Source organism: Nonomuraea sp. NPDC050328 (genome assembly GCF_044459405.1).
Lineage (GTDB): Bacteria > Actinomycetota > Actinomycetes > Streptosporangiales > Streptosporangiaceae > Nonomuraea.
The window spans coordinates 107,472-120,084 of record NZ_JBITIW010000011.1 but is presented as its reverse complement, the minus strand read 5'-3'; the positions used below and the strand labels follow the sequence as shown (position 1 = coordinate 120,084).

The 12,613-nt window shown below is 74.0% G+C and carries 15 protein-coding genes; 2 read left to right on the top strand and 13 right to left on the bottom strand.

Annotated elements, in window-relative coordinates; translation table 11 throughout:
* Positions 1-5: 5 nt before the first annotated feature.
* The 12 genes from ACIBG7_RS34415 to ACIBG7_RS34360 are packed head-to-tail and all read right to left on the bottom strand — an operon-like array spanning position 6 to position 9,569.
* Positions 6-341: a hypothetical protein gene (locus ACIBG7_RS34415; RefSeq protein ID WP_397338910.1), complete on the bottom strand. Its 336-nt coding sequence runs from the start codon at positions 339-341 to the stop codon at positions 6-8.
* The gene (locus ACIBG7_RS34410; RefSeq protein ID WP_397338909.1) at positions 338-1,144 is read right to left on the bottom strand and encodes an HpcH/HpaI aldolase/citrate lyase family protein; all 807 of its coding nucleotides are present in this window, start codon (positions 1,142-1,144) and stop codon (positions 338-340) included. The genes ACIBG7_RS34415 and ACIBG7_RS34410 overlap by 4 nt, the downstream gene beginning before the upstream one ends.
* The gene (locus ACIBG7_RS34405; protein ID WP_397338908.1) at positions 1,141-2,295 is read right to left on the bottom strand and encodes an acyl-CoA dehydrogenase family protein; all 1,155 of its coding nucleotides are present in this window, start codon (positions 2,293-2,295) and stop codon (positions 1,141-1,143) included. The genes ACIBG7_RS34410 and ACIBG7_RS34405 overlap by 4 nt, the downstream gene beginning before the upstream one ends.
* Before the next feature lies 1 nt (position 2,296).
* Complete coding sequence (locus ACIBG7_RS34400; protein WP_357925887.1) at positions 2,297-2,650, bottom strand: Zn-ribbon domain-containing OB-fold protein; 354 nt, start codon at positions 2,648-2,650, stop codon at positions 2,297-2,299.
* On the bottom strand, positions 2,647-3,771 hold the full coding sequence (locus ACIBG7_RS34395) for an acetyl-CoA acetyltransferase (protein ID WP_397338907.1): 1,125 nt from the start codon (positions 3,769-3,771) through the stop codon (positions 2,647-2,649). The genes ACIBG7_RS34400 and ACIBG7_RS34395 overlap by 4 nt, the downstream gene beginning before the upstream one ends.
* A complete protein-coding gene (locus ACIBG7_RS34390; RefSeq protein ID WP_357925883.1) occupies positions 3,768-4,145 on the bottom strand; it encodes a MaoC/PaaZ C-terminal domain-containing protein in 378 nt (125 codons plus the stop codon). The genes ACIBG7_RS34395 and ACIBG7_RS34390 overlap by 4 nt, the downstream gene beginning before the upstream one ends.
* Positions 4,136-4,570, bottom strand: a complete 435-nt coding sequence (locus tag ACIBG7_RS34385) for a MaoC family dehydratase N-terminal domain-containing protein (RefSeq protein ID WP_357925880.1) — start codon at positions 4,568-4,570, stop codon at positions 4,136-4,138. Before ACIBG7_RS34385 ends, ACIBG7_RS34390 begins: the two co-directional genes overlap by 10 nt.
* Positions 4,567-5,553, bottom strand: a complete 987-nt coding sequence (locus tag ACIBG7_RS34380; RefSeq protein WP_397338906.1) for a Rid family hydrolase — start codon at positions 5,551-5,553, stop codon at positions 4,567-4,569. The genes ACIBG7_RS34385 and ACIBG7_RS34380 overlap by 4 nt, the downstream gene beginning before the upstream one ends.
* Complete coding sequence (locus tag ACIBG7_RS34375; RefSeq protein ID WP_397338905.1) at positions 5,550-6,875, bottom strand: MmgE/PrpD family protein; 1,326 nt, start codon at positions 6,873-6,875, stop codon at positions 5,550-5,552. The genes ACIBG7_RS34380 and ACIBG7_RS34375 overlap by 4 nt, the downstream gene beginning before the upstream one ends.
* Complete coding sequence (locus tag ACIBG7_RS34370; RefSeq protein ID WP_397338904.1) at positions 6,872-8,071, bottom strand: CaiB/BaiF CoA transferase family protein; 1,200 nt, start codon at positions 8,069-8,071, stop codon at positions 6,872-6,874. Before ACIBG7_RS34370 ends, ACIBG7_RS34375 begins: the two co-directional genes overlap by 4 nt.
* Positions 8,068-9,054, bottom strand: a complete 987-nt coding sequence (locus ACIBG7_RS34365) for an LLM class flavin-dependent oxidoreductase (protein ID WP_397338903.1) — start codon at positions 9,052-9,054, stop codon at positions 8,068-8,070. The genes ACIBG7_RS34370 and ACIBG7_RS34365 overlap by 4 nt, the downstream gene beginning before the upstream one ends.
* Positions 9,051-9,569 carry a MaoC family dehydratase gene (locus tag ACIBG7_RS34360; protein ID WP_357925866.1) on the bottom strand — a complete coding sequence of 173 codons (519 nt, stop codon included), beginning with the start codon at positions 9,567-9,569 and terminating at the stop codon, positions 9,051-9,053. Before ACIBG7_RS34360 ends, ACIBG7_RS34365 begins: the two co-directional genes overlap by 4 nt.
* A gap of 175 nt (positions 9,570-9,744) precedes the next feature.
* Between ACIBG7_RS34360 and ACIBG7_RS34355 the strand changes: the two genes are divergently transcribed.
* Positions 9,745-10,452 carry a hypothetical protein gene (locus ACIBG7_RS34355; protein ID WP_397338902.1) on the top strand — a complete coding sequence of 236 codons (708 nt, stop codon included), beginning with the start codon at positions 9,745-9,747 and terminating at the stop codon, positions 10,450-10,452.
* Here ACIBG7_RS34355 and ACIBG7_RS34350 read toward each other — a convergent pair.
* Positions 10,447-11,232 carry an IclR family transcriptional regulator gene (locus ACIBG7_RS34350; protein ID WP_357925861.1) on the bottom strand — a complete coding sequence of 262 codons (786 nt, stop codon included), beginning with the start codon at positions 11,230-11,232 and terminating at the stop codon, positions 10,447-10,449. The genes ACIBG7_RS34355 and ACIBG7_RS34350 overlap by 6 nt on opposite strands.
* Positions 11,233-11,338: 106 nt before the next feature.
* Between ACIBG7_RS34350 and ACIBG7_RS34345 the strand changes: the two genes are divergently transcribed.
* The gene (locus ACIBG7_RS34345) at positions 11,339-12,610 is read left to right on the top strand and encodes a flavin reductase (protein WP_397338901.1); all 1,272 of its coding nucleotides are present in this window, start codon (positions 11,339-11,341) and stop codon (positions 12,608-12,610) included.
* Positions 12,611-12,613 lie beyond the last annotated feature (3 nt).

The following is a 12,613-nucleotide window of genomic DNA, read 5'->3' as shown; positions in this document are numbered from 1 at the left end:
GGCCGTCACCCGCCACCCACCTGGGCGGCCCGTCGAAGCACGCCAGCGCCAACGCCCCTGAGGGGGGTGGCGGACTCGAACCTGGGCGCTCCGGCGGGCAGCCAGCCCCAGTCGCCGGGCAGGTAGCCGACCCCGGAGACCCGCAGCTCGCCCTCGAACACCACGAACTCCTCCCCGGCCAGGTAGTGCCCGCGCCCGGGCCTGGTCCAGCCGGGCGGAAAACGCACCAGCGACACCGACCCGCCGTCGCCGTCCAGGCGCAACCGGGCCAGCCGGACCGGGACGGTGGAGCCCGGCAGGACGTACTCCCGGTCGAGCAGGCCATCGTCGAGACCGATCACGACAACAGCCGCCGAGCCTGGCGGACGACCGCCTCGTCGACCATCCGCCCCGCCTCGTCCAGCACCACACCCGCTTCCGCCGCCTCGAAGCGGGCGATCAGCGCGCGGGCCCGGTCGACCTCCTCGGCGGCCGGGGTGAAGACCTCGTTGACCACCGCGACCTGCGCCGGATGGATGCAGGCCCGGCCGCGGAAGCCCAGGCGCCGCAGCGCCTCGGTCGAGGCCCGCAGGCGATCCAGGTCGCGGAAGTCGGGGCTGACCGGCCCGAGCGGCGGGCCGATCCGGGCGGCGGCGCCGGCCGCGACCACCTGCGAGCGCGCCCACAGCAGCTCGCGCTCGTCCGGTCCCGGCTCGATGCCCAGGTCGGCCCGCAGGTCGGCCTCGCCGAGCTGGAGCCTGCGCACCCGGGGCGCCCGGGCGATCTCCGCGGCGGCCAGGACGGCGGCCCCGCTCTCCAGGAGCGGGCAGAGCCCGATCCAGGGGGCGTCGTCCAGCAGCGCGGCGAGCGCGACCAGCTCGGCGGCCGATTCGGTCTTGGCCACGCACACGCCCGTGACCGTCGGCAATGCCACGGCCCGCAGGTCGGCGTGCCCGGGTTCGCCGGGGTTGATCCGCACCCAGATCTCGCAGCCGGGATCGGCGGGCAACGCGCGCAGCCAGTCCGCGACCTCCGCGCGGGCCCGGGCCTTGGCCGCGGGCGCGACCGCGTCCTCCAGGTCGACGATCAGCGCGTCGGCGCCGCGTTCCAGCGCTTTGGCCAGCTTGGCCGGCTGGTCCCCCGGGACGTACAGGGCCGACCTCACCAGCCCACCTTGCCCTTGCCCGACAGCAGCGAGCGGGCGATGACCGTGCGCAGCACGTCGTTGGTGCCCTCGCCGATGGCCATGAGCGGCGCGTCGCGGTAGAGCCGCTCGACGACGTACTCCTGCGAGTAGCCGTACCCGCCGTGGATGCGCATCGCCTCCAGCGACGCCCTGATCGCGGTCTCGGAGGCGAAGTACTTGGCCATCCCCGCCTCCATGTCGGCCCGGCCGCCGGCGTCGGCGCGGGCGGCGGCCCAGTAGGTGAGCAGGCGGGCCGCCTGGATCTCGGTGGCCAGGTCGGCGAGCTTGAGCTGGATGGCCTGGAAGCCGGCGATCGGCCGGCCGAAGGCGGTGCGCTCACGCGAGTAGGCAAGCGCCGCGTCGTAGGCGGCCTGGGCGATGCCGACCGCGCGTGCGGCGACGTTGATCCGGCCGCTCTCCAGCCCGGACAGCACCTGCTGCAGCCCCCGGCCTTCGACGCCGCCGAGCAGGTTCGCGACCGGGACGCGCACGTCGTCCAGCACGACCTCGCACGTCTCGGTGCCCTTGTAGCCGAGTTTGGGCAGGTCCCGGCTGACGGTGAAGCCGTCCTCGACGAGCAGGACGGACATGCCCCGGTGGGCGGGCTCGGTGACCGAGGTCTTGACCAGGACGGGCAGGGGGCTGGCGTGGCGCGCGTTGGTGATCCACGTCTTGGTGCCGCGCACGACGTAGTGGTCGCCGTCGCGGCGGGCGGTGGTGGTGATGCCCTGCAGGTCGGTGCCCGCGCCGGGCTCGGTGAGGGCGATGCCGCTGCGGCGCGCGCCGGTGGCCAGGTCGGGCAGGTAGGCCGCCTTCTGCTCGGGCGTGCCGTACCGGGCGATCATCCGGCACGACAGCGTGTGCGAGCCGAGCACGCCGGCCACGCCCATCCAGCCGCGCGCGATCTCCTCGAAGACCAGGGCGAAGGAGACCAGGTCCGCGCCCAGCCCGCCGTACTCCTCCGGCACGGTCAGCCCGAACAGGCCCATCAGCTTCATCTTGTCGACGATCTCGGTGGGGTAGCGGCCGGTGCGCTCCCACTCGCCCGCGACCGGGACGATCTCCTTGTCGACGAACGCGCGCAACGTCTCGCGGAAGGCGCGCTGATCGTCGTCCAGCTCGAAGTCCATCTCACTCCTTCTCGAAGACGGGCAGGCGGCGGCCGTCGTCCAGGGCGCGCCAGGCCAGCCGGACCCGCTGGTCGCAGTGCCAGCCGGCGTCGCCGACCAGGTTGGTCAGCAGGATCGGCCCCTCGTCCAGGCGGACGCGGGCCACGACGTACGGCGGCCGGTGGCCGGGCGAGGGGGCGCGGTGGACGACGGTGAAGGAGTCCACCACGCCGCGCCCGGCCGACTCCTGCCAGCCGAGGTCCGTGCCGCCGCAGGCCGTGCAGAGCGCGCGGGGGTAGTGCTGCAGGTGGCCGCAGGCCCGGCAGCGCTGAAGGAGCAGCCGGCCCTCCCCGGCGGCCGCCCACCAGGGGGTCATCGGTCGGCTCCCAGCAGGACGGTGGCGTGGGTGGAGAAGATGCCGCCCGTGCCGTGGGCCAGCGCGATCTCCGCCCCGGCGACCTGGCGCGGGCCGCACTCGCCGCGGAGCTGGCGGACCGCTTCGACCAGCAGCAGCAGGCCGTACATGCCGGGGTGGCAGTAGGACAGCCCGCCTCCGTTGGTGTTGTACGGCAGGGCCCGGCTGCGCACGAGGTCACCCGCCTCCCCCGGGCCGCAGAAGCCCAGCGCCTCCAGGGTGAGCAGGACGGTGATGGTGAAGGAGTCGTAGAGCTGCGCCACGTCCACGTCGCGGGGCCGCAGCCCCGCCATGGCGAAGGCGCGGCGGCCCGACTCGATCGAACCGGGGCGCAGCAGGTCGTCGGCGGTGGCCATGCCGGTGTGGGTGGTGGCCTCGCCGTACCCGAGCACCACGACGGGCGGGCGGCGCAGGTCGCGCGCGCGCTCGAGGCTGGTCAGCACGATCGCGCCGCCGCCGTCGGTGACCAGGCAGCAGTCGGCGACCGTCAGCGGCGAGGAGACCATGGGCGAGCCGAGCACGTCCCCGACGGTCAGCGGCCCGGCGCCGTGGCGGTAGGCCCTGGGGTTGAGCAGCGCCCACTCGCGGGCGGCGACGGCGACCTCGGCCAGGTCCTCCCGCCCCGCGCCGTGGACGTGCAGGTAGCGCTGGGCGGCCATCGCGTAGTACGAGATCGGGTAGAGCGGGCCGTACGGGGCCTCGAACTCCGCCTCCGGCGTGTGCGGCTCCAGCACCCCCGCCAGCGAGCGGGAGCGCGCGCTGCGCTGGTCGGAGCCATAGGAGATCAGGACGGTCGTGCACTGCCCGGCCTCGATCGCCTGCGCGGCCCTGGCCACGTACATCTCGAACGCCGAGCCTCCGGCGAAGGTGGAGTCGCTCCAGGAGGGCCGGATGCCGAGGTAGTCGGCCACCTGGGTGGCCGAGAAGCGGGAGACGCCGGCGGTGGCCAGGCCGTCCACGTCGGCGAGGCCGAGCCCGGCGTCGGCCAGGGCGCCGGTGACCGCCTGGGTCTGCAGCTCCATGATGGAGCGGCCGGTCACGCCCAGGTCGGACTCGGCGGCCCCGGCGATGGCGACCGTCATGCGGGCACCACCGTGGCTCCGGCGGGGGCGACCGCGACGCGGCCCGGCTCGCCTCCGGCGCCGACCACCACGACCTGCTGCTCGACGGTGATCACCCCGCCGGCGCGGCTGAGCACCCGGCCGGTGCAGCGGACCGTCTCCCCGGCGAAGACCATGCTGCGGAAGCGGAAGTGCAGGCGGGTGAGGCGGTGGCCGGGGCCGAGCCAGTCCTGGAGCTGTTCGGCCAGCAGGGCGCCGAAGAGCTGGCCGTCCACCACCGGGCGGTCGAGGCCTTCGGGGGCGTAGTGCAGCCGGTGCCAGTCCCAGGTCGCCCCGGCGTAGGCGATCATGTCGGGGAGCTCGATGCGGCGCTCCAGCGGCGGGATCAGATCCACACCAGCACCTCCTCGTTGACGGCCAGCAGCTCGCCGTGCTGGTTGGTGTAGGTGGCGCGGGAGGTGACGAAGACCTTGCCCGCCTTCTCCTCGACCCGCTCGATCCGCCAGGTCGCGGTGATCACGTCGCCGGGCCGGACCGGCTGGTGGAACTCGTAGCTGTTGCCGCCCCTGACCTGGCGGCGGCCGGGCAGGTCCAGCGGCCAGCGGTGGGCGGTGGAGCCGTCCTCGTCCCTGGGCAGGCCGGTGTACTGGTTGGTCTCGCAGATGAGGGTGGGCGGGGCGATCACGCCGGCGTAGCCGTGCTCGCGGGCGTAGTCCTCGTCGGTGTAGAGCGGGTTGTCGTCGCCGACCGCCTGGGCGAAGTAGCGGATGGCGGCCCGGCCGAGCTCCTCCGGGGCGGTGTAGCTGACCTCGTCGCTCACGGGAACACCGCCGTGGGGACGACCTCGATCAGGAACTCCGGGCGCAGCAGGGCCGAGCAGACCACGGAGGTGAGGGCGGGCGCGCCGGGGAAGTAGCGTTCGCGGATCGCCGCGATGCCCGGATATCTCGCGACGCCGTCGGGGGTGACGTACTCGACGAGGCGCACCACGGACTCCCCGCCCAGCCCCGCCTCGCGCAGGACCGCGGCGATCGCCGCGTAGGTGAACTCCGCCTGCGCCTCGAGGTCGCCGGCGAAGAGGGCCCGTTGCGTGGCCGGCTCCAGCGCCCCGAACCCCGACATGAACAGCGTGTCGCCCGCGACCACGCCGGGCTTGTAGGTCAGCGTCTCGTAGCGCCGCCAGCCCGGGTTCACCGCGCGCAGCGGCCGCCGGGAGGCCACCGCGTCGAGCCAGGCCATCGCGCCGGGCACCGGAGGACGGTCCACCAGGATGCCCGCCGCGCCGGGATGCACCGGCCGCCCGTCTGTGCCGGTGCCGCCGAGCAGCTCGCGGCGGGGACGGCCGCAGCGGGGGTAGTCGGCGCGGGTGGCGGTGGCGGTGTAGTCGGTCGTGCGCACCAGCGCCTCCAGGCCGGTTCCGGCCGCTTTCAGCAGCTCGCCGGCGACCTCCAGGCAGGAGCGGTACTGCTCGCCGAAGCCCGCCGTCAGGTCGGCGGGCAGGATGCCGGGCAGGTAGACGATCTCGTCGGCGACGGTGACGACGCCGTGCGGGGTGGGGATGCGTTCGCCGCCGCCCGGCCAGGCGGTCAGCTCGACCGCGGCCGTCCCGTCCAGCAGGCCCTCGACCGTCACCGTGGAGACGGTCACGCCGGCCGGGGCGCGGGCCGCCGCCGGTTCGGTCACGTACTGCACGACCTGGACGAGGTCGTCCTCGGACAGGCCGGTCTCCGCCAGCTCGCTCAGGGCCCGGGCGTAGGCCTCCTGCGCGCCGACGGCGGTCACGGCCGGCAGCCTCACGGTCATGCGATCAACTCCTGGATCAGGGGCTGGAGGGTGGACAGGCTCGGCAGGTTCAGGACGAGTCCGGCCGCGCGCTCGCTCAGCCCGTTGCCGAGGGCCTTGGCGCGGACCTGCTCGGCCGGATCCGGCGAGAGGGGCGGGGACTCGGCCACGGCCGAGGTCCCGTCGGCGAACCGGACGCGCAGCCGTCCCGGCTGGTCGGCGGCGACGCCGGGGAAGGGCGTGACCTCGTGCCGGACCTTCGCGGCCAGCGCCGCGACCTCCGGCCGATCGACGTCGGCGTAGGTGCGCACGGTGACCTCGCCGTCGACGAGCATCGCGGCGACGCTCCACGGCAGGCTGAACTTCGCCTCGTACGGCGTGCGCACCCGGTCCTTGCCCGGCCCGCAGACGATCGGCGCGGCGTCCGGGTGCACCTCGGCGGTGATCTCGGCGATCTCCCCGGCGTCCGCCTTCAAGGTGCGGGCGGCGTCGAGGCTGGCGTGCAGGAGCCGGCAGGCCGGGTACGGCTTGACGCCGATCCGGGTGACCTCCCAGCGCTCGCCCAGCCCGGTGATCGGGTCGAGGCCGGGCCGGCCGAGCAGGGCGCCGTACAGGCCGTGGGCCCCCTCCAGCACGCTGGCGGGACCGGAGGCTCCGGCGCGGGCCAGCCGGGCGGCCATGATCCCGGCCTGCGCGGCGAAGCCGGGGTGCAACTGCTTGGTGGAGGCGCCGGTGTGCAGGAACTCCAGCAGCCCGCCCGCCTGGCTCCCGGCGATGCCGAGCGCGTCCACGCACCGGGCGTGGCTCAGGCCGTAGAGCCGGGCGGCGACCAGCGCCGCGGCGAACACCCCGCAGACCGCCGTGGCGTGCAGGCCGCGCGCGTGGAAGCCGTGCGGTACGGCGGCGCCCAGCCGGCAGATCGTCTCGTAGCCGGTCAGCGCCGCGATCAGCACCTCCGCGCCGCCGGCCCCGGTCTCCTCGCCCACGGCGAAGGCGACCGGCAGCACCGGCGCGGTCGCGTGCACGAGGCCGCCGGCGTGGGTGTCGTCGAAGTCGAGCGCGTGCACGAGCGTGCCGTTGGCCAGCGCGGCGGCGGGCGCCCCCACCCGCCACGGCGTGCCGAGGATCGTCGCCTCCGGGGGGCCGCCCAGGTCCCGCGCGACCCGGACCGCGGGCAGGTCGGTCCCGGCGGCGACGGCGCAGCCCAGCCCGTCCAGCAGGTGCCGCAGCGCCGCCTCGCGGGCTGGTCGCGGCACCTGCTCCAGGGTCAGGCCCAGCGCCCATCCGGCCAGCCGGGCCGCGGCCGTCGGCGACGTCGGCGGTCCCGCCGTCGCGGCCGTCATCGTGGCGCTCCGAAGGCCCCGGCCGCCGCCAGGGCGCCGATCCGCTCGGCCGAGTAGCCGAGCAGGCCGCCGACGACCTCCTCGAAGTGCTCGCCCCGCTGCGGGGCCCGGCGGTGCTCGACCGGCTCGGCGCCCACCCGCACCGGGGAGACGAGCTGGCGCACCCGGCCGTAGCGCGGGTGCTCGACCTCGGCGATCAGGCCGCGGGCCGCGGTGTGCTCCTCGGCGAGGGCCTGCGCCACGTCGTTGACCGGCCCGCACGGGATGCCCGCCGGGGCCAGCACCGCCAGCCATTCGGCCACGGTTCTGGTCCGGAAGACCTCGGCCAGCCGGGGCAGCAGTTCCGCCGCGAACTCGCGGCGCAGCGCGAAGGTGGCGTAGCGCGGCTCATCGGCGAACTCCGGCCCCAGGATGGCGGCCAGCCGCTGCCAGAACTTCTCCTTCGCGCAGCCCACCACCAGCCAGCCGTCCTCGGCGGCGAAGTTCTGGAACGGCACCAGGGAGGGGTGGGCGGAGCCGGGCAGGCGGGCGGGCCGGTAGCCGGTGTTGAGCGCCCACGTGCCGACGTAACTGAGCATGCTCACCGCGGTGTCGTACAGCGACAGGTCGCAGTCCGTGCCCACGCCGTCGCGCCGGGCCGCGTGCAGGGCCGCCAGCAGGGCGATCGCCGCCACGAAGCCGCCGGAGTAGTCCACCAGGGACAGGCCGGACTTGGTGGGCGGGCCGCCGGGGTCGCCGGTGAGCTCCATCCAGCCGGCCAGCCCCTGCAGGATGTAGTCGTAGCCGGGTTCGGCGGCGCGCGGGCCGGTCATGCCGAAGCCGGTCAGCGAGCAGCACACGATCGCCGGGTTGAGGTGCTTGAGGTCGTCGTAGGTCAGGCGCATCTTGGCCGGGACGTCGCCGCGCAGGTTGGAGTAGACCGCGTCGGCGTGCCGTACCAGGTCTTCGAAGACCTCGCGCCCGGCGGGCGTCGCGAGGTCCAGGGAGATCGACTTCTTGTTGCGGTTGAACGTCTCGAAGAACAGCGAGTCCTCGCCCTCGGTGTAGGGCGGCACGTAGCGGCCGACGTCGCCGCCGGCGCGCGGGTCCTCGATCTTGATGATCTCGGCGCCGAGGTCGGCCAGGTGCACCGTGCCGAAGGGGCCGGCGCCGTACTGCTCCAGGCTGACGACCCGGACGTCCTGCAACGGTCTCATGCGGTCAGCTCCCTGATCAGGGTGATGATGCGGGCCTGGTTCTCGCGGATCTGCGCGGGGCTGTTGCCGTACACCGCGGGCGTGAGCTTGATCGTGTCGGCGAGGCCGGCGTACTCGGCGATCCTGGCGGCCACCTGCTCCGGCGTGCCGGTGAGCGCCAGGGGCTCCACCATGCGGCCGGGCACCTCCGCGGCGTGGCCGGAGCGGAAGGCCTCGACCACGCGGGCGTGCTCGTCGGCCAGGCCGTGGAAGGCGAAGAAGTCGCGGTAGGTGGCGACCGAGGCGTAGAAGGCGAGCACGCCGGCGGCGCGTTCGCGGGCGAGGGCGGGATCGGGGTCGATGGAGCAGCAGCCGGAGACCACGACGTCGAAGCCGTCGGGGCGTCCGGCGAGGTTGGGCAGCACGTGCTCGCGCAGGTAGGCGGGCGAGCACAGCTCGTGCGAGATCCATCCGTCGGCGATCCGCGCGGCCAGCCGGGTGAGCTGGGGTCCGACCGCGGCCAGGTAGATCGGGATCCGGGTGCGCACCGGCTGGTACGGCCGGCGGAAGCCGCGCACGCTGAGGCGCTGCCACTCGCCCCGGTACTCCAGCGGCTCCCCGGTGTGCGAGCCGGCGACGATGGCCCTGATCACCTCGACGGTCTCCCGGAGCTGGGCCAGGGGCTTGTCCCAGCGGGCGTTGTGCCAGTTCTCGTTGAGCCGCCTGGCCCCGGAGCCGAGCCCGAGGACGAACCGGCCGCCGGTCAGCTCGTCGAGGTCGAGGGCCTCCAGCGCGGTGACCATCGGGCTGCGGGTGAAGGCGAGCGCGATGGCGGTGCCGACGCCCGCCCGGGTGGTGGCCGAGGCCACCGCGGCGGCGCTGACGGTGGCACTGCGGTGCAGTTCGGGCAGCCAGATCAGCTCCGCGCCCGCCTCCTCGGCGGCTCTGGCCGCCGAGGTCAGCTCGGCCAGGGTCTCGCCCCACGGCCCGTAGGTGATTCTCATGCGGTCAGGGGCCCGGTCTTGGCCTGCGGGAAGTAGCCCTTGTCGTGGGGGGCGTCGCGCCGGTAGACCATGACGGTCCGCCGCCACGACATGATCTCGTCGCCGTCCTGGTTGAGTCCCCGGGTGCGGCAGGAGACGATCCCGGCGTAGGCCCGCGAGGCGGATTCACGCTTGGCCAGGACGAGCGACTCGGCGTAGATCGTGTCGCCGACGAAGACCGGGTGGGTGAGCTTGATCTCCTCCCAGCCGAGGTTGACGACGGCCGTCTGGCTCATGTCCATGACCGACAGCCCGAGGACCACGGCGACGGTCAGGCCGGAGTTGGCGATGATCCTGCCGTAGGGGGCGCGCTCGGCGAAGTGGGCGTTGAAGTGGTTCTGGTTGGTGTTCATGGTCAGCAACGTGAACCAGGTGTTGTCCGCTTCGGTGATGGTGCGGCCGAGCGGGTGCTGGTGAATGTCGCCGACCGTGAAGTCCTCGAAGTAGCGGCCGATGGCTGCCTCGTGCACCGTCACGGGGACTCCCGGGGATCGTGAAACGTCAGACCATTCACGCTAAGGGTCTGACGTTTTCGGGGTCAATCCTTGCGTGGCCTCATGTTCCAATTTGTGGAACATCGTTTCAAGCCACCTCTTCCTGCTCTGTTTCCGAGAGGGTAACTTCGTTTCCATCTCATCGGAGAGGAGCGACGTGGGACCTCATCCGCACGGCTGGTGGATCGTGTTCCACCTGGTGCTGTTCGTCTTCTGGCTCGGCGGGGACCTGGGCGTCTTCTACGCCAGCCGGTACGTGCTCAACCCCGCCCTGGGACCGGAGGCCCGCACGACGGCAGTGAAGATCATGAGCGGGCTCGACCTGGGACCGAAGATCTGCCTGGTGCTCTTCCTGCCCAGCGGGTTCACGCTGATGGCGCTGGAACCCCACGGCGCCGAGCTCTTCGGTGTCGCACTGTTCCCGTGGTGGTCGGTGCTCGCGGTGTGGGCGTTCGCGCTCGGCTGGCTCGCGCTGACGGTGCGGGACCACCACGCGCCCGGGCGGCATCCGCTGGTCAGGCGGGCCGACTGGACGATCAGGCTGGGGCTGATCGCCGCGATCACCGGGGCGGCGGCCTACACGCTGATCGCCGAGCGCCCGTTCGGGGTCACGACCGACCCGCGCTGGCTGGGGGGCAAGCTGGCGCTCTACGCCCTGACGATCGCGGCGGGGCTGGGCATCCGGCTCAAGCTCAGGGGCTTCGGGCCGGCTTTCGGCGCCCTGGCCGCCTCCGGCTCGACGCCGGAGGTGGAGGGGAAGCTGCGCGCCTCGGTCGACGGCTGCCTGCCGTACGTCTGGGCGATCTGGGCCGGTGTGCTCGCGGCGGCGGTGCTGGGCGTGCTCAAACCCGGCGCCGCCCTATGACGGGCGGTGGCCGAGCTGGGCCGACAGCCGCGCGGCGGCCTCGAGGAGCGTCGCCGCCGTCTCCTGCGCCGACGGCTTGAAGCGGGCGCTCGGCCCGGCCACGCTCACCGAGGCGATCACCAGGCCGTCGTGGTCGAAGATCGGCGCCGCCGCCGAGGCGGCGCCCTCCTGGCGCTCGCCCAGGGAGGTGGCGTAGCCGCGCTTGCGCACCGCGGCGAGCTCGGCGCGCAGCTTGCCGGGGTCGGTGATGGTCTTGGCCGTCAGCGGCTCCAGCTTGTGCCTGGCCAGGAAGGCCTCGATCTCCGGCTCGCGCAGGAAGGCGAGGATGGCCTTGGAGGAGCTGCCCGCGTACAGCGGGTACGGGATGCCCAGCGAGACCTCCATCCGCAGCTCCTGGGCGGGGACCACCTGGTCCACGTACAGCCGCGTGTCACCGCGCCGCACCGACAGGGTCGCCGTCTCGCCGGTGCGCGCCGACAGCAGCCGGAGCTCGGGGCCGGCCATCGCCCGCAGGTCGGTCCGGGCCAGGTAGGCCCGGCCGAGCGCGATCGCGGCGTGCCCCAGGGAGTAGCGGCGCGACACCGGATCCAGCGCGATCAGCTCGCGACTGCGCAGGGCGGTGAGGATGCGGTGCACCGCCGCCTTGGTCAGGTCGAGCTCGGTGGCGATCTCGGTCACCCCGAGGTCAGGCCGCGGACTCCGGCCGAACAGCAGCAAGACGTCCATCGCCCGCTCCACCGAGGCGATGGATCTGCTCTGACTCTCCGTCTCGACGCTCACGAGGCCAGTGTATTTCGCTGAGGGAAACATCGTCACATTGACATGAAAATGGCCAGCCGTTACCTTCAGCGTTACAGCGTTTCCATTGAAGAAACAGCGAGGTGTCGTGGAAACGGACTTCCGGGCGGTGATGGCCCAGTGGCCCAGCGGGGTGGTGATCGTCACCACCGGCGCCGCGGGCCACTGGCACGGCATGACGGCCAGCGCCTTCTCCAGCGTGAGCCTCGACCCGCCCATGGTGCTCGTCTGTTTGGCCCGCGGCACCAGGACGCACCACCTCGTCGGCGAGCACGGCGGCTTCGCGGTCAGCATCCTCGGCAAGGACCAGGCCGCGCTCGGCCGCCGCTTCGCCGGCCACCACCCCGACCGCTTCGCCGGCCACGCCTGGACCACCGCGCTGACCGGGGCGCCGGTGCTGGGCGACGCCGTCGGCTGGCTCGACTGCCGGGTCGCGCACGCCTACCCGGGCGGCGACCACACCATCTTCGTCGGCGAGGTGCTCGCCTCCGCCACGCCGCGGCGGGTGGCGCCGGTGCTGTTCCACTCGCGCACCTGGAGCCACCTGGCCGATCCGCTCCCCGACCGCATCTCCGTCGCCGACACCGGCCTGCTCGCCGCCCTGCGTGGCAGGGGGGTCGAGGCCGCGCCGCTGGCGCGGCTGCTGCGGGGGGCGGGCATGCGGGTACGGCTGGCCGGGCCGTGGAACGATCCGGCCCGCCGTACCGATGCCGGGCAGGAGCTCGACCCGGCCACCGCCTCGGCGCTGGTCGACCGGCCCGGCCAGATCGGCGCCGTGGTCAGGGCGGGAGCGGGCGTCGTGGAGTTCGTGGCCGGACGGCCCGGCCCCGCACCGCCGCGGGCAGATGCCGCGACCGCACCCGCAGAAGGCGGCGAGGACGCGGAGGCCCGGGTGGTCGAGGCCGCGCGGCGGGCCGGCCTGGCCACGGTGGCGCACCTGCCCGACTCCTTCGCCGGCGGTGACGGCGTGACCTCGGCGATCGCGCGCCTCGCCGCGCTCGGCTGCGACGAGATCGCCCTGGAGGAGGGCGGCTCGCCCGCCACCCCCATCGGCGTCCGGCGCCTGCTGCAGGACGCCGCGGCCGCCGCGGGCGGGACGAGCCTGCGCGTCGGTCTCCGCGAACGGCACGGCATCGGCCTGGTCAACGCCCTGGTGGCGATGAAGAGCGGGGTGTGGCAGTTCGACACGACGCTCGGCGGGGTGGACGGCGCCCTGCCCGCCGAGGACGTGCTGTTCCTGGCCGGTGAGCTGGAGGTGGACAGCGCCGTCGACCGGGCCGCGCTGGTCGCCGGCGCGGCCGAGCTGGAGAGCTCCTGGGGTTCCGCCCTGCCCGGACGGACCTACCGATTCGCCTGCTGAAGG

Bases quoted from the DNA above. Each gene is read 5' to 3' on its own strand.
- ACIBG7_RS34405 (WP_397338908.1), bottom strand. From the start codon at position 2,295: ATGGACTTCGAGCTGGACGACGATCAGCGCGCCTTCCGCGAGACGTTG.
- ACIBG7_RS34400 (WP_357925887.1), bottom strand. From the start codon at position 2,650: ATGACCCCCTGGTGGGCGGCCGCCGGGGAGGGCCGGCTGCTCCTTCAG.
- ACIBG7_RS34395 (WP_397338907.1), bottom strand. From the start codon at position 3,771: ATGACGGTCGCCATCGCCGGGGCCGCCGAGTCCGACCTGGGCGTGACC.
- ACIBG7_RS34375 (WP_397338905.1), bottom strand. From the start codon at position 6,875: ATGACGGCCGCGACGGCGGGACCGCCGACGTCGCCGACGGCCGCGGCC.
- ACIBG7_RS34370 (WP_397338904.1), bottom strand. From the start codon at position 8,071: ATGAGACCGTTGCAGGACGTCCGGGTCGTCAGCCTGGAGCAGTACGGC.
- ACIBG7_RS34380 (WP_397338906.1), bottom strand. From the start codon at position 5,553: ATGACCGTGAGGCTGCCGGCCGTGACCGCCGTCGGCGCGCAGGAGGCC.
- ACIBG7_RS34365 (WP_397338903.1), bottom strand. From the start codon at position 9,054: ATGAGAATCACCTACGGGCCGTGGGGCGAGACCCTGGCCGAGCTGACC.